Genomic DNA, 18603 nt, shown 5'->3' with positions numbered 1-18603 from the left:
ATTACGGTTCTTTTCTAACGAGTTCATTGTTTGCATTAAGCCCTGTTACAATCAAGGACCATAATGCCGGAGACTTAGCGGCGAAGAAAAATGGATATTACTAGTTTATGTCTTTAGCCTTATCCAGATATTTTATAAACGCAGTATTGTCCTTTAATTCTTGGTTTTTTATAAAAATATCCGAAATGAGCTTTTTATAAAATTTGTCAGTTATTGTTTTAAAAATTACAAAATCCATTTCTAAAGCGTCATCCGTAAACGATGTTGTTATTTTTATCTTATTTCCATTCTTTTCAAATATTATTTTCTCATCTGATTCAGTAAATTCAAATAACTCTTCTCCGTTTTTATTTTCATGTAGATTATCACAAATCATAACCATGCTTAACGCAAAATCTAGAAGTGGTACCCAATCCCAATCAATTTTTATCGATTTACCTGCATTCTTTAAAGTTAAGTTTCCTAAAAAAAGGCTATACCTTAATGTAGTTTCATCTGCATCAACAATATTCTCAGAATTGGTATTAGAAAAATTGTATTCTATTTCAAACATGATTGATTATTTAAAAAGGAAAGGCCGTTACTACATTGCCATTTGTTCCTATAATAACTCTTAAACTTGTTGCAGGAGCTCCTGCTGAAGTTGTTCCAATAACTCTGCCAAAGTTATATTCTGCAATTGTTCCTGCTCTTCCCATTGTGGTTGGCCTAAATAGTCCTCTGGTAGAGGCGGTATTTTATTTCCCCGCAGAGTCTCTCCGCTATGGCTCTGTGGGTAGAGGAGGACTCTGCGGCTCAGTGTTTAGTCAGATCAATATCCTGTATTTCCATATAATTTGTCACCGGGAATATGCCCTGACTGCCGGTCAGATAATACTTTGCAGAGCTGTGCAGATATGCAGCCGGGTAATCCACCAATTGCCATTTTCCTGAACAGGGATTATGATGAATATAATCCAGTTTTTGTTTAATAAACAGGGACGAGCGACAATGCTTGCCATCAAAGGACGGCTCAAATACCTCATGCAGCTTGCCTCTTTTCCGGGCTGTAGCGTTTACCCCTTTGGTAAGGATTTGTAAGGTACTCGTTTTCGCTGCTTTTTGCAGCCTACGGATGATTTCATAGGCCATGAATCTTTTTACGGCTCCTATCCTTTGATTGATAAGCTGCTCCGAATTTCTGAACGCAATCAATACATGGATATGGTTAGGCATGATTACATAACCAACGATAAAGTGTCCTTCTTGTTTAAGTATATCGAACTGTTTATAGACGATATCATATCCATTGACCTCCTCTAAAAGATGCAGCCATTGGTAGCAGGTAAAAGTAATGAAATAAATACCGTCCGATTCAGTGATGGTTCTTCGTACAGTCATATGGATATTCGGTTTTATATCTTCAGGAGCCGCAGAGTCCCGGCAATGGATATTGCATCTAAACGAATTTAGTATAAAAATTAGGAGTACAAGGTTTATTATGTATGAGCGAAGCCGGAGACTCTGCGGGGAATGAAATACTAAAGGCACCTCACCGCCGCCGCTCACGGCGCATTAGGAGTACACTACAGGATCTGCTGGAAGCAAAACCGGTAAAGAAACTGTCGCGCCATTTACTTGACTGGCGTGAACGGGAAAAGGAATACCGGCGACGATATAATGAAACGATTAGGGCGCATCCGTGGAGTGAATAGGTAATGATTACTGGGTGCCTAACCGTAGGGTAACGGTCAGGAACTGCTCTGAGATAGCACTAAGGTAGCTCTGGGATAGCTCTAAGATAGTACTATTGCACCAGGAGTTCTGTACCATTCCCAGAGCACTCTTAGACCATTCCCAGACCATACCTCCTACCTTGCCTTCCCATTGAAGACGGATTTAGGGAGCTGGTGTCCTGTTATTATTTTTTAAATACAAGGTTTATTAGCGCCAATATCACAATGGCCCCAACGGCGCCGGTGAGTATAGCGCCAATCCATCCTGACCCCAGGCTAATGCCCAGTTTTCCTAACAGCCAGTAACCTACAATCCCTCCCAATATACCTACTACAATATTGCCAAGAAGGCCTAAGCCGCTGCCTGAGAAAATCTTGCTGCCAAGCCATCCGGCAATGGCGCCAATCAGGATAGTTACTAAAATTTCCATATCGGTTGTTTTTAAACGATATAGGAAGATATGGAAATTATTTTTATTTCCCCGCAGAGTCTCTCCGCTATGGCTCTGTGGGTTGAGGAGGACTCTGCGGCTCAGTGTTTAGTCAGATCAATATCCTGTATTTCCATATAATTTGTCACCGGGAATATGCCCTGGCTGCCGGTCAGATAATACTTTGCAGAACTGTGCAGATATGCGGCCGGATAATGAAATAGATACCGTCCGATTCAGTGATGGTTCTTCGTACAGTCATATGGATATTCGGTTTTATGTCTTCAGGAGCCGCAGAGTCCCGGCAATGGATATTGCGTCTAAACGAATTTAGTGTAAAAATCAGGAGTACAAGGTTTATTATGTATGAGTGAAGCCGGAGACTCTGCGGGGAATGAACCTTGTCAATAGAAAGCGAAGCCGGAAAGGGCAGCAGTTTTATTGTTGGATTGTAGCAGCTAATAATAAAAAGAGGATGCCTTATTCGACATCCTCTTCTTCTCTCATCTGACCTGGTTGAATGAAGAAATTATTGCTCCCAGCCCGAATTCTGGGTAAGCATACCGGCAGGGTATAAAGCGATCTGACCGGTTGGTACGGCGGTTAAGTAATGTTTGGGATTAATGAATGTTCTTTTGGTGGCTGCGGTATAGGTCATGATATAGCCGGCAGCATTGCGCAATACTTTACCGTTATCGGGTACTTTGGCGCCCAGGAAGATATCAGGGTTCTTTGCATTGTCCAGGTATTCTCCTTTTTTCCAGCGCATGAGATCCTGGTAACGGAATCCGTCCATCATCAGTTCGACACGTCTTTCACGGCGGACCTCCCAGATGAGGGGTGTTACATCTGCCTCTTTTTTAGGGTCTACGAAAACAGTCCCGTTCACCGCTACAGTTTGACCACCGGGTGCCTCCAGTTTGACTACGCCGGCACGGGCGCGTAAGAGGTTGACTGATTTATCGAGGTCACCCTGGCTGAGTGTGTATTGTCCCATCTGATCTAATTCTGCCACTGCTTCAGCATAGTTGAGCAACACTTCGCTGAGGTAGAAGATGGGCGCATCTGTTTCATTGTTGGGCGCCAGTTGGGTAGCGGCAGGGTTCAGGAATTTGGCAGGACGGTAACCAGAGCTGGAGCTAAGGCCACCTACCAATGTACCATTGTAACACAGGAATGTATCAATGGTTGCCAGCAGTCGTTTATCGCGGTCGGCACGTACTTTTTTGATATCGGCATCTCCCTGGTATAAGGGCGACAGGCCGATGGGTAAACCATCCGTTGCTACGTATGATTCCACTGCCGATTTGGTAAGACCATGCATCTGGGTACTGCTATTGGTATAACCAATCACAGAATGTGTCAAAGCACCGGGCACATAGATCTTGTAAAGAAGTACTTCCGTATTCTTTGAGAGGTCCAGCGAGCTGTACAGTTCTTTGTAATCTCCTAATTTATAGGAGGCGGCCATCACTTTTTCAGCAGCATCTTTAGCGTCCTGCAGCCATGTGGCAGCATCGGTCAGCCCTAATTCCGTGTGGTATTTACGGTAAGTGCCCTCGAAAAGGCATACCCTTGATTTAAAAGCCAGCGCCACATTCTTGTTCACTGTATTGCTGCCATCAGTCTTTAAGTTATCGATGGCAAAGTTGATGTCGGCCAGCACACTGTCCATGATCAGTTTCCGCGGGTCGCGGGGCTTGTAGATCACCGCCGTATCAGTGATCACTAAGGGAGTACCGATCCAGGGTACATCTCCAAAGGTTCTCACTTTATTAAAGTAATCAAAAGCCCGGAAGAAACGGGCGATACCTCTCCAGTGGTTCTTCGCGTCATCGCTCATGGGTACTATGTTTATCCGGTTGAGCATGATGTTGGCCTTACGGATATAGCCCCAATCCCAGGTACTATTGCTGGGAGCCGCTACTGTAGGATAGGTATTTAATCCTGTAGCAGCCTGGTCGTCGGAAAAGGTAGAGAAATAGAAGTCGGCAGTTGTACCCGTACCAAACCCGGTGAACAGGTTATAGAACTCCCAGCTATAGGTCCTTACATTGTTTTCGCTGGTCCAATAAATGTCGTCGGTAAACTGGTCCGGTACTTCGGTTTCCAGGTATTTGGAACATCCGGTGAGCGAGAGCGCCGCAGCCGACAGGGTGAGCAATTTATGTATAAGTTTCATGATTTTGATTTTAATACTACACAATTCGGTTAGAAGGTTAACTGTAAACCAAAGGAGAAGTTCCGCTCGAAAGGGAAGGTCCTGCCCAGGAAGTTAAAGTCGCCACCATCTGTAATTTCCGGATCGAGGGGAAGGCCCACATTGGAGATCTCTGCCAGGTTTTGACCACTCATGTATATGCGTAGTTTTTGAATTTTATATTTTGTCACCAATGCGGCGGGCAATGTATAACCCAGTGTGACATTTTTCAACCGGCAATAGGCCAGGTTCTGCAGGTATTTGGTTTGCGGATAAAAGTTGTTGCCACCATTGGATAAACCACTGATCTTACCACTGGCATTGCCAATAAAGGGACGTGGGTAACGGGCATCTGTATTGTCGGGTGTCCAATAGTCCAGTTGGTGGGCATACAGGATATCGGCTCCCTGGTACATGGGTATAGCGATGTTGCCTATTCCCCAGTAGTCACGTTTGCCCACTCCCTGGATGTAGATGTCAAGGTCAAATCCTTTGTAATTGCCACCAATCCTGGCGCTGTACTGGTAGCGGGGCTGGCTGTTGCCAATTACTTTCATATCGCCGGGGTCCAGTGCGCTGGCTTTACCACCATTGATCAGCTTGTCGCCATTGAGGTCTTTGTATTTGATATCGCCGGGACCGTAAACAAATTTGTCTCCTGCGATGGCTGTTTGGCTGGGTGACTTGGTCACGTCATCGGCTGACTGGAAGTAACCATCTGTTTCAAAACCCCATATTTCGCCCCATACTTTCCCTTCGTAGTGCTGGTTGATGAGTTTGGATGGGTTATTCCATTTGGTGATCACCGCTTTGTTATCGGCCAGGGTAATTATGCCATAGAGGTTCAGGTCTTTTGTTACGTTGTAATTTCCGTCAATGCTCAGCTCCCAACCGCGGTTACGCATCTCACCGGAGTTGATCTTGGGCGCAGCAGAGCCAAAGGTGGCAGGTATGGCCGGATTGATGAGCATACCTGAAGTAGTACGCTGGTACCAATCGAAGGTTACGCCTATTTTGTTATCCAACAGGCGAATGTCGGTACCGAGGTCAAGTGTCGTTACTTTTTCCCAGGTAAGCGATTGAGCCACCGGCCTGGGCGCATTGATGGTTGTAACACGGGAGGTGGTGCCGGGCAGGATCCAGCTCGCTAAGGTATTGCTCATTGTTTCCAGGTAAAAGTTGTCTCCTACATCCTGGTTTCCGACTGACCCATAAGACACCCGTAATTTCATGTCGGAAAGGAGTGGCTTGAGCGACTCCATAAATTTTTCCTCTGTGATGCGGTATCCGGCCGAAACAGAAGAGAACCAGGCCCAGCGATCCTCCGGAGAAAAAGAGGAAGAACCATCATAACGTCCATTCAGTTCCAGCAGGTATTTACCGAGGTAGTCGTAGTTGATGCGGCCAAAATAACCAGCATAGGAATTCTTGCGGTGGTTGCCTGTTGCAAACTGATCACTGGTAGCGAGTCCCAATTCATCTTTTTCGGGATCGAGCAATGCCCTGCGCTCAGCCGTGAAGTTGAGTGACTCGTTATCTTCCATGTTTGCCCCGGCGGTAAGTTTTATGGAATGATCATCAAAGAAGGTATTGTTATAGGTAGCATAGGCATTCAGTGTATTCACCAGGTATCTGCCGCTGCCATAAGATGTTCTGTCCTGTGATACGGTAGCTATATTGGCCAGTTTAGGATACCCGGCAGCCCAGAAATCGTAGGCCATCACCGGGCCGCCGGCTTCATGGCGCGTTACATTATCACGGCCAATGGTGTAATCGGCACGAATGTTCAGGTTTTTAGTAATCTTGAAGGTTGTACCAAGGTCAATCCGGTTGTAGTTGTCAATTGCTTCATTGGTATTGGCCTGGGCCAGATAAGCAGGGGTATGGCGGAAGTAGTTGCCGTTGTAGGTGCCATAGGGAAAGTAGGCACCCCAGCGCCAGAAGTAATACCAGTAATCCTGGTACTGGAAAGGCGCTTCGTATTTAAAGTTGCGGTAGAGCATTTTTACATCTGCATCCATCCAGGGGGTAACGGCTGCACTGACAGAGGCCGTGATGTTGTATTTCTTCAGGTCGTCGGCATTCATTTTCAGGATACCATCTTCATGCGCATAACCAAACGACATGTAGTAACCTATTTTTTCGCTACCGCCTTGTATACGTATGTTTTGTTGTTGTTCGTGTGTGTAATCTTTTAACATGATGCCTTTTGCATCCCATACACGATAGAAGTACATGCGGTTTTCGGCGGTGTTGAATTCAAAGTCTTCTCCATCCACCATTTCATTGCCTTTCCGGTTGTTGGCATATTTCTGTTGCCAGTTCCTGATGCCATCCCGCAGCGTAGTCAGTTTCATACCAAATATTTCCGGATTGGTAATGTTGGAGCGTTGGGATGCTTCATTCAGGGCTGTGAGCTCCGGTACAGGATCTGAAAAGTCGGGCAGGGTAGTGGGCTTATTCCAGGAGAAGTTGTTGGAGTATACAACGGATGTCTTCTGGTTGCGTTTGCCCGATTTTGTTTTAATGAGGATAACGCCAAAAGCGGCGCGGGCCCCATAGATAGAAGTAGAAGCAGCATCTTTCAATACAGATACGCTCTCAATATCATTGGGATTGATGATAGACAGGTCGGGTGTTTCCACATTATCCACCATGATGAGTGGCTTACTGCTGCCGCTGACGGAGCCAATACCCCGGATGTTGATACCAGGACCTGCTGTAAGTCCACCGTTGCTATAGGTGATGGTTAAACCGGGAACCACGCCCTGCAAGGCTTTGGCAGGATCGTTGACCGGTCTGCTTTGCATGGTCTTTGAAACATCTACCGTAGTAACGGCACCGGTGAGGTTGGCTTTTTTCTGGGAACCATACGCTACTACCACTACCTGGTCAAGGGAAGAGTTGGATGCCTCCAGTTCAATATTGTAATTGGAGGCAGTGGTGATGCCTACTGTTTGCGTGGTGTATCCTACATGGGATACTTCTATGCTTTTATCGCCACTCAGTTCAATGGTGAATTTCCCATTGGCATCGGTTACAGCCGACTTTTTGCTTTTGCTGCCGGTAATGGTAGCAGCAGAGATGGGCGACCGGCTGGATTTGTCGATGATCTCCCCGGTGATGGTTTGCCCATACGCAAAGCCGGTAAGGCAAAGCAGTACAAGCAACATTAGTAGTTTAGTAGATCTCATAAATTGTTATTTAAAGTGTATGGAGCCTGGTTGATGCAGGGAACGGGAAGGATAAGGGTACGGATGAGTATGAATGCTATGAACAAATGCTGATTTATAATACCTCTATGCCTGCATTGACATAGGGCTGTAATAAAGGATCACCCGGTGGCAGTTCAGTGATCAGGGTATGAATGCTGCCTACGGGGCACACATGGACCGGTTTTACGGCATTGGTCTTTTCAGCAATGCTGAGGCATACGACCTTCTGCGACGATTCGATCATGGCCTTTTTAAGCTGCACCACATCCCAGTCGCTGTCGGTAACGCCGTGCTGTACGTGGATGGCATCCACACCGAGGAAACAGAGGTCGGCGCGGATATGGCCAATTTTGGAAATGGCATCACCGCCTACGGTGATGCGGCCATTCCTGGATATTTTATCGCCGATGACAATGACCTCTATGTTGGGATGGTGGAGGTACTCCACGATGGCAGGCAGGCTGCCTGATACAAAGGTGGCCCTGAGCTGCGGGGGCAATACCCGGGCCAGCTCCAGGATGGTAGAACCGCCACTGGTTAATACATACATGCCATCCTCAATGAGGGCGGCTGCTTTTTCAGCAATTACTTTTTTATGATCGTGCAGGTAAATATGGCCGGAGGGGTTGTACACATCATGAAAAGAGTGGGAGAGGGCGCCGCCATGTACTTTGATGATCCTACCGTCTTCTGCCAGTTCATGCAGGTCTCTGCGAATGGTATCTTCCGATACATGGATCTCTGAGCTCAGGGTGGAAGACAATACTTTATTATGCAGGTTTACTTGCCGGAGTATGTAAGCTTGTCGTTCTTTTTTAAGCATATAGCCTGGTTAATGCCCTCAAATTAGGCAGATTGTTGCATAAATTGACATAAAGTGGATAGAAAAGTTATTAAAAGGCTTTAATTCCTGCATGAATGTGCATATTCCTGCATGGGGCAAACGATTGCGTAGATGTCTGAACTGGGATTAACGGATTTTGAGGATTAGGTGGAAGGTGGCTGCTGATGCCACAGAGAACAGTTGTGCGGTTTGAAGAAAGTGTTGCCAAAGGCAACGGAATAGGGCTGCGAGGCTGCAAGCCCTCGCAGAGCAAGTACAAGCTTCGCAGCGTGGCTACGAGCTGTTATTTCAAGGTGAAGCGTACCGTGAGTGCAAAGGCATCCGGAACGAAGTTGATATCGGGTATGATGTCCAGTTCCGGTTTCCAATCGAGTGACAGGTTGATGGGCGCATTGGCAAATTTATAATCGAGGCCCAATATACCAGTAGGGCCCAGGTAGGTTTCACTATCCTGCCAGCCTACATAGGCGCCTGCACCATAGAACCAGCGTAGTCCAGGCGCTGAAGCAAAGGGCTGGTGTATCTCCAGCAGGGCGCCCAAGCCAAAGCGGCTGCCGAATGATACGAGACCTTCTACGGCACTGCGGTCTGTAATGAAGTATTTGCCACTAAAAGAGTTGTTGAGTGTTGGCGTGGAGTTACTGAGCCGTATGCCCAGTCCCAGCCTGTAATCCGGTGCAGCCTGTGCTGATGATTGCTGACTGATAACAATAAGCAAAGCTGTTACTGTAAAGAACAACGTGAGGCGTTTCATATTCCGTCCGGTTTGATAGTTATGAACGAAAAATGGTGCCGGAGTATTAAAGAGGGGGTGTTAAAGTTGTTGTAATTAGTTTCCGAATAGTTCAAACTTTGTCTTGGGTCTGCGGGCTTCCAGCCATTTGAAGCTGCGGAGTACTTTATCCTGTTCGGTGGCCTGTTTGGCGGGAAACATGGTTCCCTTGGGATCGCTGATGATGACTACTTTGTTGAGCTCTTTGTTCACAAAACGCAGGTCTATGATGTCTCCCGATGCTTTGTTGATGCCTACCAGCGCGCTGTCTTCATCCATTGCATAGAACACACTTTCCGCATTGCCTTTGGCGCGCATGTAATCAATATTGCCATCAACAAAGTAACCGTTCAGCCGGTTGCCCCTGAGCTGGTTAAACATGTCCTTGCCGGCTTTGTTAATCGCAAAGCCATTTTCAAATACAAAGAGCCTTTCCGGCTTCTTGTTCTTTGTATAGAGGTACATAGTATCGCCGGTGATCTGGCTGTCATTGGCCCAGGCAACGGGATCTGTGAACAGCTTGAATATGGAGTCGGCGCCTGAATAGAACATACTATCGGCCACTGCCTGCAGGGAATCGGAATAGATACGTACGTGGTGATAACCCTGGAAGTAACGGTCGGCACTATCGTTCTTGTTCTTGTCCTGGATATTGATGGTGACAGCTCTCCTGATGGTATCGGTTTGACTCCTGGTGAGGAGCGTATCCTTGCCTGCAAGCGAGTCTTTACTGGCGAGGGAATCCTGCAACGCTTTCAGTTTACTTAACCTGCCGGAGAAGAGGGTGTCGGCTGTTACATAAATAGAATCATTGTCCTGCTTGATGATCATGAGCGGATGCTGGGTAGCAAAAAGCGTTTCTTCCTTTTTGTTGGTCCGTATAAAGTTGGCCAGCAAAGAAACTCCCTGCGCACTGTCTATATGCACTGCCCGCCCGATGAGTGTGGTAATGCCGGTGGAGTCGTCCGTTTCCACAATATCGGCAATCGTTTTTGTTCTTGCCTTGGTGTCTTCAATGATGGGGCGCTTGCCCAGGGTGGCACTGCCCTTCTTCAGGTCATAATATCCTTCCTTCGTAGTGATCTTTCTTTTCGCACTGTCTTCAATGTAGGTCTGTGTAATAAAAGTGGCAATTTCAGTGGTGGTATTGTAGAGCAGTGAATCTGATTTGAGGAGGTACTGGGGATCGGTGAGTACTACATCTTTCTTGAAGTAAACGTCTTTCAGTTCGCCGTAATAGGTGGCTTCCTTGCTGGTAAGTACAGATTTGTTGTTAAGTACCCGCCCGCCATTAAAGTATTCGCCTATTTTCTGGTTGACGTCATAGTGCAGCTCATCCGTTAGCAGCGTCGTTTTACCGTCAGTAAGTTTGGCATTCTTTTTCAGCGTTGCCATTTTGGTGTTCGAGTAGTAGATGAGGTAATCACTGTAGGTATGCACACTGTCGGCATCGTTGATATGGATATGGCCAAAGGCCTCTACTATTTTGGTGTAACTGTTGATGATGGCACTGTCGCAGAAGAAGTGTGTTTTGCCCTGGACCAGGTGTACTTTACCCGCCAGCGTTTTCAGTTCTGTGACAGAATCTTTTATTTCTGTCCGTATAACATCGGCATGGATGATCTCTACCATTCTTTTGCTGCCTGTATCCTGTGCAGGAGTCGGCGTTACAGGTGTTACCTGTGCAGTAATGCCTGAGCACACAAATGCCAGTAATACGAGCAAACCGATAACCCTTAACATCTTACTGGTTTCCTTGTTTCGTAGAAGTAGAATCATATATAGGTGACATGAGCGGACCTTTTTTGTCTTTCTTTCCAAATACAGAGATGTTTACATAGCGTTTTGGATGCATCCGCAGGTCGTCGAGCAAGGTAGTCAAACTACGATTGGTTTGTAATAGCTGGTCGTACAATTTGCGATCATTTAACAGTGCGCCCAGTGAGCTTTGGTTGCTGTTCACTTTATCAACTGTGGCTTCCAGTTTGGCCATGGTGCTCTGAAGGCTGGCTACCGCTTCATCAAATTTTGCATTGGCCAGTTTGCCGGTTGCTTTTTCCAGGTTATCAACCGTTGCATTGATCTTGTCATTGTTCTTTGCCAGGTTGCCGGTAACAGATTCTGTATTGGCCAGTGTTTTGGCCAGCATACCGGTCTGTGCATCGAGTAATTTTTCCAGTGATTTGGAGGAGTTGGTGAGGTTGGCAATGATGGACTGCAGGTTGTTTTTGGTATTGGGGTCCAGTGTACTGTTCAGGTTATGCAAAACGAGGTCAAGGGATTCCAGGGTTTTGTTGACCTTGGCCAGGGTAGGGTCGAGGCTGCTTTGCAGTTTATCGGCCAGGCCCAGGGTTTTCATGGTGGAAAGGGTATCACCATCCTGTATGTAGGTGGGGCTGTTGCCCATGTTGATCTTAACAGAGCTGGTACCCAGTAGTTCACTGCCAATGGTAGCCAAAGAGTTTTTGGGAATGTTAACTCTTTTGTTCAGGCTGATGGTAACAATGACACCGGAAAGGTTTTCGTCTTTTTCCTTCATGGCATAGACTTTCCCTACCTGGAGCCCTTTTATAAATACCGGGTTGGAAACCTGCAAGCCTTCTACGCTGGGGAATTCGGCATATATTTTATCACTCCGGTCGGCAAGATTTCTTCCTTTCAGAAAGTTAAAGCCCAAAATCAGTATTACAATAGCTATAGCAGTCAGTGCGCCTACCTTGGTTTCATTCGAAATTTTCATTTACGGGCTGTTTGGTGTGAAATGATACTTTTCAAGGCCGACCTTAAAAAAGTATATTATCAACAAAAATAAGGAATTACGAGGTCTGAAGTATGAAGTATGAAGTCTGAAAAATACAAACTCTACCACAGAAAAAGCCAGGTTCCCTGCTTCCGGGCCCTTTAAAACCCCTGTTTTGGGGCAGGAGTGCCTTCAGTAGCCGCTTTATAGCGTTTGATGGCGGCCATTACGTGGCTGGCTATTTCCTCCTGGCCTTTATTGCTGTTCAGGTAGTCTTCATCGGGGCGATGGGTGATGAACCCGGTTTCCACCAGTATACTGGGCATGGCAGTGGCCTGCAGCACCCAGATGCCTTTTTCATTCCGTTGTTTTACGCCCCGGCTTACCCGGCCGCCACTCACAAATTCTTCTTCTACCATGGTGGCAAGCATCAGGCTTTTGTCGAAAAAGCGTTTGGTCCACAGCAATGATTTGGCCTTGAATTCCGGGTCATTGATATCGGGCGCATATTCGGTGGAGTCGTTGACTTCTTCGGAGAGGCGGTCGGTTATAAACTCTCCTTTTGCGTCTGTACGGTCGGCCGCCCAGATATAGGTTTCGGTGCCATTGGAAGGGTTTTCGGTATAGTATATGTTGTACCTGGGCACGCGGCGGGTGCGTTTTTTACGGCTTTTACCTTTACCGGTATAGTAGGTTTGTGTTTTATACCCGGCAAATTTGGAGTGCTTTATTGGCGGGCCTGCATTTACGTGAATGGATACAAACAGGTCGCCCTTGTTGGCATTGGCAAAGTCGGCCCTTGCCTTGATAGAAGGATATTCATCTTTGGTGCGGGTATAGAGGACTTTGATATCCGGGAATTCCTGCTCCAGTTTTTTGCCCAGTTTCAGGGCTACGTCGAGGCAGATGTCTTTTTCAAAAGAGTAATCGCCCCGGGCGCCATTGTCGGAGCCGCCATGGCCTGCATCTATAATAATGGTCCTGATCACAGGTTTCTGTGTTGCTCCTACGGGTTTCGTATAGAAAGACGTCAGTACCGTAAACACTGTAGCGATCAGCAGATAACAGGTGACTTTTTTTATCATATTACAATCCGGCTTCTAATTTAAGCTACGAGGAAAGATGCAAAAATAACGGATGTAGATGCTTATTAATACGTTAATATTAGCTATTTGGTGGCTTCGAGGGCGGTTTTGTACTTTTTCAGGGCGGTGATGATGGCGGCAACTACTTCGTTCTGTCCTTTTTCACTGTTGAGGTATTTTTCTTCTTCTGTATTGGAAAGGAAACCGGTCTCTACGAGTATACTGGGCATTCCCGTGGCCTGTAACACCCAGATGCCTTCTTCATTGCGCTGCTTGACGCCATAGCTTTTACGGCCTCCTTTTTCAAAGGCTTCTTCTACAAAGTTGGCCAGCAGAAGGCTTTTGCTGAAGTATTTCTTTTCATATAACTGCGCCCTGATGCGGGCTTCCGGTGAACTCATGTCGAAGTTGAGGGAGCTGTCGTTCTTTTCACCGCTTTCTTCCTGCCGCTGGTTGATGGCTTCCCCTTTGAAGCCTACGCGGTCGGCTGCCCAGATATAGGTCTCTGTTCCTTTATGGGTATTTTTTACGTAATAAGATTTATAGACAGGGACCTTCTTTGTTTTTTTCTTTTTTCCTTTGCCGGTGGTTACATTTTTGTACGACACGATCTTTTTCTCATACCAGCCCCCCGCTTTTTTACCCACCATATTGCAATGTATGCTGATGAAGAGATCGCCGTTGGACTGGTTGGCGAAGTCGGACCTGTAATAGTAGGACTCTTTCAGCGTTCTTACATTACCGGACAAAATATCGGTAGTGCGGGTGAAGAGGACTTTGCTATCGGGAAATGCTGCTTTGATCGCTTTGCCCAGTTTGAGGGAGACGGCCAGGGCCACGCGGGATTCCCGGGAGTAAGCCCCCAGTGTGCCGGGGTCCATACCACCATGGCCGGGGTCTATGATGATGGTGCCCAATACAGGTTTTTGCTTGTGTGGAGCGGGTTTTTTGCCAGTGAACGCGATGAGTAAGCAACTCGAAACAGCAAAAACTATAATGCCTGTAATTCTTTTAAACATATTTTGTTATGATTTTATGGGCCTGCCAATCTTCACATAATCTTAATGCATTAATAACTATTTTTGCCCACCACTGCATATGATTAACGGACGCAAAAATAGCCTAAAAGAACTTCCCTTGCCGGTATTACTGCTTTCATTGTTGTTATTAACGATGAATGTGCTGGGTAATTATTCATCCAATACCAGTTTTGGGAATTCCTTAACGGCTTTCCAGGATACAACGAAACCCAAGACAGATACGGTTCCTGCTGTACGTGATTCCTCCATTGTTCAGCGGGATACTTTCGATGTGAAGATGTCGAAGGATTCGCTGGACGCCCCGGTGCATTATTCTGCTTCCGACTCTATTGTACTGGAAGTGCCCACTAAAAAGATCATCCTGTATAGTAAGGGCAATGTGAAGTATAAGGATATGGACCTTACGGCCGACAGTATTGAAATGGACAACCAGAAGAATGAGGTAGTGGCCACTTTCCGGCGCGATTCGGCGGGAAATATTATCGGCCGGCCCCGGATGATCCAGAATGATACGAAGATGGATGCTGATTTTATGCGTTTTAATACAAAGACGCAGAAGGGGATCACCCAGTCTACGATCACGGCGCAAGGGGAGATGTTTGTACAGGGAGGAAAGATCAAGAAGGTATCACCCACTGAATATTTTGCTGCCCGGGGTCTTATTACTACCTGTAATCTCGATACGCCCCACTTTGCTTTCCGCACGCCCAGGATGAAGATGGTGAGTCAGAAACTGGCTGTAACGGGACCTATACACCCGGAGTTTGAAGGCGTACCCGTGCCTATCTACCTGCCTTTTGGATTTTTCCCGCTTTCGCAGGGCAGGCATTCGGGCCTGCTTCCGCCGCAGTTTACTGCCAGCGACCAGTTTGGCCTGGGCCTGGAAGGGTTGGGTTATTACCAGGTATTGAATGATTATTTTGATGTGACGCTGCGCACGAATATTTATTCTTATGGCGGCTGGGCGGCTTTTGTAACACCTACTTACCGCAAGCGCTATCGTTATAATGGTACGCTGAACCTGTCGTACCAAAGTACCCGGCTATTGAGTGATGATGCCAAACAGGAGTTTACAACCGCCCAAACGTTTAATATAGCCTGGAGCCATACGGTTGACAGCCGCGCCAGGCCAGGCCAGTCCTTCAGCGCCAACGTGAATGCCGGTTCGTCCAAATTCAACCAGTATGTGACGAATAACCCCATGCGTAATTACCAGAATAACCTGAACTCTTCTATTACGTATTCGAAAACATGGGGCACGATGTTTAACCTGACTGCCAGCGCCAACCACAGCCAGAATAATACGACGACGCTGATCAATATGAACCTGCCCAATGTGGCATTTACCGTGAACACTTTTTATCCGCTGGCGCCTAAAGAACCGGTCGGTGAATCAAAATGGTATGAAAAGCTGGGGATAGGATTAAATACCAACGTGGCCAACCAGATCAGTATTTATGAGAAGGACTTCAGTCTCAGCAAACTTGTTGATACGATGCAATGGGGCGCGCAGCACAATATCCCTATTCAGCTTTCCCTGCCTTCCCTGGGGCCTTTCCAGGTATCGCCCGGTATCAGCTACCAGCAGAAATGGTATTCCCGGAAGTTTACCCGTTATTGGGATTCAGCAGGTCAGGATGTAGATACATTGATCCAAAAGGGCTTTTTTACCTCGCAGGATATCTCTTTTAGTTTGGGCATCAGTACAGCTCTCTTCGGCAAGTTTGAGAATTTTGGTAAGAACAGTGCGCTCAGGGCTATCCGCCACGTAGTACGGCCTACTTTTTCGATCAGCTATAAGCCTGATATGGCCAAAAAGGATTATTATACCACAATGATTAGTGCTGATAGTACGAAATACCGGTTCTCTTATTATGAAGGCACTATTTTCGGGCCTTTTGGCGAAGGGGAGTTTGGCGGTATCAGCTTTGGTATTGACAATAACCTGGAGGCCAAAGTGCGTTCCAAAAAAGATACGGCTGATGGTGGGATTAAAAAGATACGCCTGATAGATGGTTTCGGTTTTAACGGTGGTTATAATTTCCTGGCCGATTCTTTTAAGCTGTCCAATATCAGCCTGTATTTCCGGAGTACTTTGTTTGAGAAGATCAATATTACCGCCGGCGCCAACCTGGACCCTTATAAGGTAAATGCGCGGGGTGACCGGATTAATGAGTATGCCTGGAAAGGCGGTGGGCTTTCGCTGGGACGTATTACCAGCGGTAATATAGCGATCTCTACTTCTTTCCAGAGCAAGCCCAAGGATGATAAGAAAGCGGCTGAAAAAGAGGACCAGTTTGAAAACCAGAACCTGCCCCCCATGACGCCGGAGGAGCAAATGGAGCAGCTTGCTTATGTGCAGCGGAATGCGGCAGAATTTGCCGATTTCAATATTCCCTGGTCATTGAATACGTCGTTCTCTTTCAATTTCACCCGTAATTTTAAAGCTGATTATTCTGGCTGGGAAACCCAAACGAATGCCAACCTGAGCCTGAATGGCGATTTCAACCTTACGCCCAAATGGAAGGTGGGTATGAATACGTATTACGATTTCAAATCTTCCTCTATACAAACCCTCTCGATGTTCATTTCACGCGAATTGCACTGCTGGCAGTTGTCCATCAATGTTACGCCTGTGGGGCTTATCCGCACTTTCAATATCACGATCAATCCCAAGAGTGGTATTTTGCGCGACCTGCGGATTAACAGGACGCGGTATTTTTATGGGCAGTAATGGTTTCGGGTTTCGCGTTTGGAGTTTCGGGTTGCTGCCGCGCTTTGGGATACTTCATTATTTGAAACAACGTAATAATACTACTGTAAAGTACATGAATGTTGAAGTTAATCACTCTGTTACACTGAAAGAACCCGAAACACAAAACCCGGAACGCGAAACCTTCACTCAAGTGCTGAGTTCACTTATTTTTTGAATGCTCCTGATAGTAGGCCGCCATAATTGTATGCGCCTTGTTTTTTAAGGTCTCCACGGTATCCTGAGGCTCTACGGGGATGGGCGGCAGAAAATCTATTTTAAGCAGGTGGGGCATGAGGTAAAAAGGTTTGCTGGCAGGCAGTACTTTACGGGTATTAAAGATGATGCCGGGAATGATGGCTTTGCGGGTGTCAATGGCCAGGCGGAAGGCGCCATCATGAAATGATTTTAACGGCTGATCGGTTTTATTGCGGGTGCCTTCGGGATAGAGACACATGTGCAGTCCCATACCCAGCACTTTCTTCATGGCCGGAAAGCTTTCCTTGCGGCTTTTGTCGCTCTTCCTGTCTACCAGCACGCTCCCGGTTTTATAGATCATGCCGAACAATGGTATTTTGGCCATTTCAATTTTGGCAATGGTCTTGTTGCCGCCGGGGATAAAGGGTGTGGAGATGGGTACGTCCATCAGGGAGTTGTGGTTACATACTACGATGTAATTCTGTCCAGGCGCAAAATGTTCTCTTCCGCGTACCCTCAGGGGGCAGCCTATAAGGGGCAGGTAAATGCCCATCCATATTTTGGAGGCTATATTAAACCGGTGTGTTTTTGCAGGATCGGTTAAAGGATAAACAAACAGGAGGAAAGGTATCAGGAATACCAGGAGGGTGATGATGAATACGATGATGGCCCAAACGGCGAAGAGGCGGCCCAATATTTCTTTGATGAACTTCATAAGGCGGCAAGATACGGAAAATGGCAAGTGGGAAGTGGTGAGTGGGGAATGGGCGTTTGCTTCGATAACCTTTTGCTTCGATAGCAGATTTCTCGCCCGTTTTGCTTGCTGATATGGCAGGGACGCATGGCGGGTTCGAAATGACAAAAAGAATGTAATGTTTCACCCTTGTAGGGTTCGAAATGACAACGTAATATAGATCAGCTTTCGTTACAACGACCAGTCGATCGGGTCGAGGCCTTCCTTCATGAGGTACTCATTGGCTTGGGAGAAGTGCCGGCAGCCGAAGAAGCCTGCATCTGCTGAATACGGCGAGGGGTGGGCTGCTTTTAAGATCCGGTGTTTGGTTTCATCAATGAGCACTTGTTTCTCCTGTGCGAATTTGCCCCAGAGCAGGAATACGACGCCCTGTTTCTGGTCGGATATTTTACGGATGACTGCATTGGTGAAATCGGCCCAGCCAATACGGGCGTGACTCATAGGTTCTCCTTTGCGTACAGTAAGGGAAGCGTTCAGCATCATGACCCCTTGCTGCGCCCATTTGGTAAGGTTGCCATGATTGGGAATGGGCAATCCTATATCCTTGTTGATCTCTTTGTAGATGTTGACGAGGGAAGGCGGCGGTTTGATACCGTCCTGTACGGAGAAGCAAAGGCCGTGTGCCTGCCCCTGCCCGTGATAGGGATCCTGTCCCAGCAGCACCACTTTTACTTTGTCAAAAGGCGTAAGGTTAAAAGCGTTGAAGATGAGACCACCGGGCGGATAGATGGTTTTGCCGGCGGCTTTCTCCATGCGCAGGAAGCCAACGATCTCTCCAAAGTAGTCCTTGCTGAATTCGTCTTTCAATGCCTTTTTCCAGCTTTCATCTATTTTAACCTCCATACCGGATTTTTGGC

General features: G+C 46.8%; 14 protein-coding genes. 1 reads left to right on the top strand and 13 read right to left on the bottom strand.

Translation table 11 applies throughout. From position 1 onward, the window contains the following. Positions 1-100: 100 nt before the first annotated feature. The 11 genes from HB364_RS28460 to HB364_RS28410 all read right to left on the bottom strand — a co-directional run bounded on the left by HB364_RS28460 (position 101) and on the right by HB364_RS28410 (position 14021). Complete coding sequence (locus tag HB364_RS28460) at positions 101-553, bottom strand: hypothetical protein (RefSeq protein ID WP_167291823.1); 453 nt, start codon at positions 551-553, stop codon at positions 101-103. Between the two features lie 242 nt (positions 554-795). After that, positions 796-1380 (bottom strand): transposase, encoded by a 585-nt coding sequence (locus HB364_RS28455; RefSeq protein ID WP_167291822.1) that lies wholly within the window; start codon positions 1378-1380, stop codon positions 796-798. Between the two features lie 520 nt (positions 1381-1900). After that, entirely contained in the window at positions 1901-2146 is a 246-nt protein-coding gene (locus HB364_RS28450) for a GlsB/YeaQ/YmgE family stress response membrane protein (RefSeq protein ID WP_167291821.1), read from the bottom strand. Between the two features lie 529 nt (positions 2147-2675). Continuing rightward, complete coding sequence (locus HB364_RS28445) at positions 2676-4328, bottom strand: RagB/SusD family nutrient uptake outer membrane protein (protein ID WP_167291820.1); 1653 nt, start codon at positions 4326-4328, stop codon at positions 2676-2678. 29 nt (positions 4329-4357) lie between these two features. Then, complete coding sequence (locus HB364_RS28440; RefSeq protein ID WP_167291819.1) at positions 4358-7540, bottom strand: SusC/RagA family TonB-linked outer membrane protein; 3183 nt, start codon at positions 7538-7540, stop codon at positions 4358-4360. Positions 7541-7634: 94 nt separating this feature from the next. After that, complete coding sequence (locus HB364_RS28435) at positions 7635-8384, bottom strand: DeoR/GlpR family DNA-binding transcription regulator (protein WP_167291818.1); 750 nt, start codon at positions 8382-8384, stop codon at positions 7635-7637. Positions 8385-8688: 304 nt separating this feature from the next. Next, positions 8689-9159, bottom strand: coding sequence for a hypothetical protein (locus HB364_RS28430; protein WP_167291817.1), 471 nt, complete (start codon positions 9157-9159; stop codon positions 8689-8691). A 75-nt stretch (positions 9160-9234) separates the two neighbouring features. Continuing rightward, positions 9235-10920 carry an OstA-like protein gene (locus tag HB364_RS28425; protein ID WP_167291816.1) on the bottom strand — a complete coding sequence of 562 codons (1686 nt, stop codon included), beginning with the start codon at positions 10918-10920 and terminating at the stop codon, positions 9235-9237. Position 10921: 1 nt separating this feature from the next. Next, positions 10922-11917: an MlaD family protein gene (locus HB364_RS28420; RefSeq protein WP_167291815.1), complete on the bottom strand. Its 996-nt coding sequence runs from the start codon at positions 11915-11917 to the stop codon at positions 10922-10924. A 161-nt stretch (positions 11918-12078) separates the two neighbouring features. Beyond that, positions 12079-13002, bottom strand: coding sequence for an N-acetylmuramoyl-L-alanine amidase family protein (locus tag HB364_RS28415; protein ID WP_167291814.1), 924 nt, complete (start codon positions 13000-13002; stop codon positions 12079-12081). An 83-nt stretch (positions 13003-13085) separates the two neighbouring features. Continuing rightward, the gene (locus HB364_RS28410) at positions 13086-14021 is read right to left on the bottom strand and encodes an N-acetylmuramoyl-L-alanine amidase family protein (RefSeq protein WP_167291813.1); all 936 of its coding nucleotides are present in this window, start codon (positions 14019-14021) and stop codon (positions 13086-13088) included. Positions 14022-14139: 118 nt separating this feature from the next. Between HB364_RS28410 and HB364_RS28405 the strand changes: the two genes are divergently transcribed. Then, a complete protein-coding gene (locus HB364_RS28405; RefSeq protein ID WP_246228642.1) occupies positions 14140-16776 on the top strand; it encodes a putative LPS assembly protein LptD in 2637 nt (878 codons plus the stop codon). Positions 16777-16957: 181 nt separating this feature from the next. Here HB364_RS28405 and HB364_RS28400 read toward each other — a convergent pair whose 3' ends face one another. Continuing rightward, positions 16958-17707 (bottom strand): lysophospholipid acyltransferase family protein, encoded by a 750-nt coding sequence (locus tag HB364_RS28400; protein ID WP_167291811.1) that lies wholly within the window; start codon positions 17705-17707, stop codon positions 16958-16960. A gap of 210 nt (positions 17708-17917) precedes the next feature. Further along, a complete protein-coding gene (gene ung / locus HB364_RS28395; protein WP_167291810.1) occupies positions 17918-18589 on the bottom strand; it encodes a uracil-DNA glycosylase in 672 nt (223 codons plus the stop codon). Between the last annotated feature and the right edge of the window lie 14 nt (positions 18590-18603).

Source organism: Paraflavitalea devenefica (genome assembly GCF_011759375.1).
Lineage (GTDB): Bacteria > Bacteroidota > Bacteroidia > Chitinophagales > Chitinophagaceae > Paraflavitalea > Paraflavitalea devenefica.
Note: the sequence above shows the minus strand (reverse complement) of the source record. Positions and strands in the feature narration are given on the sequence as shown.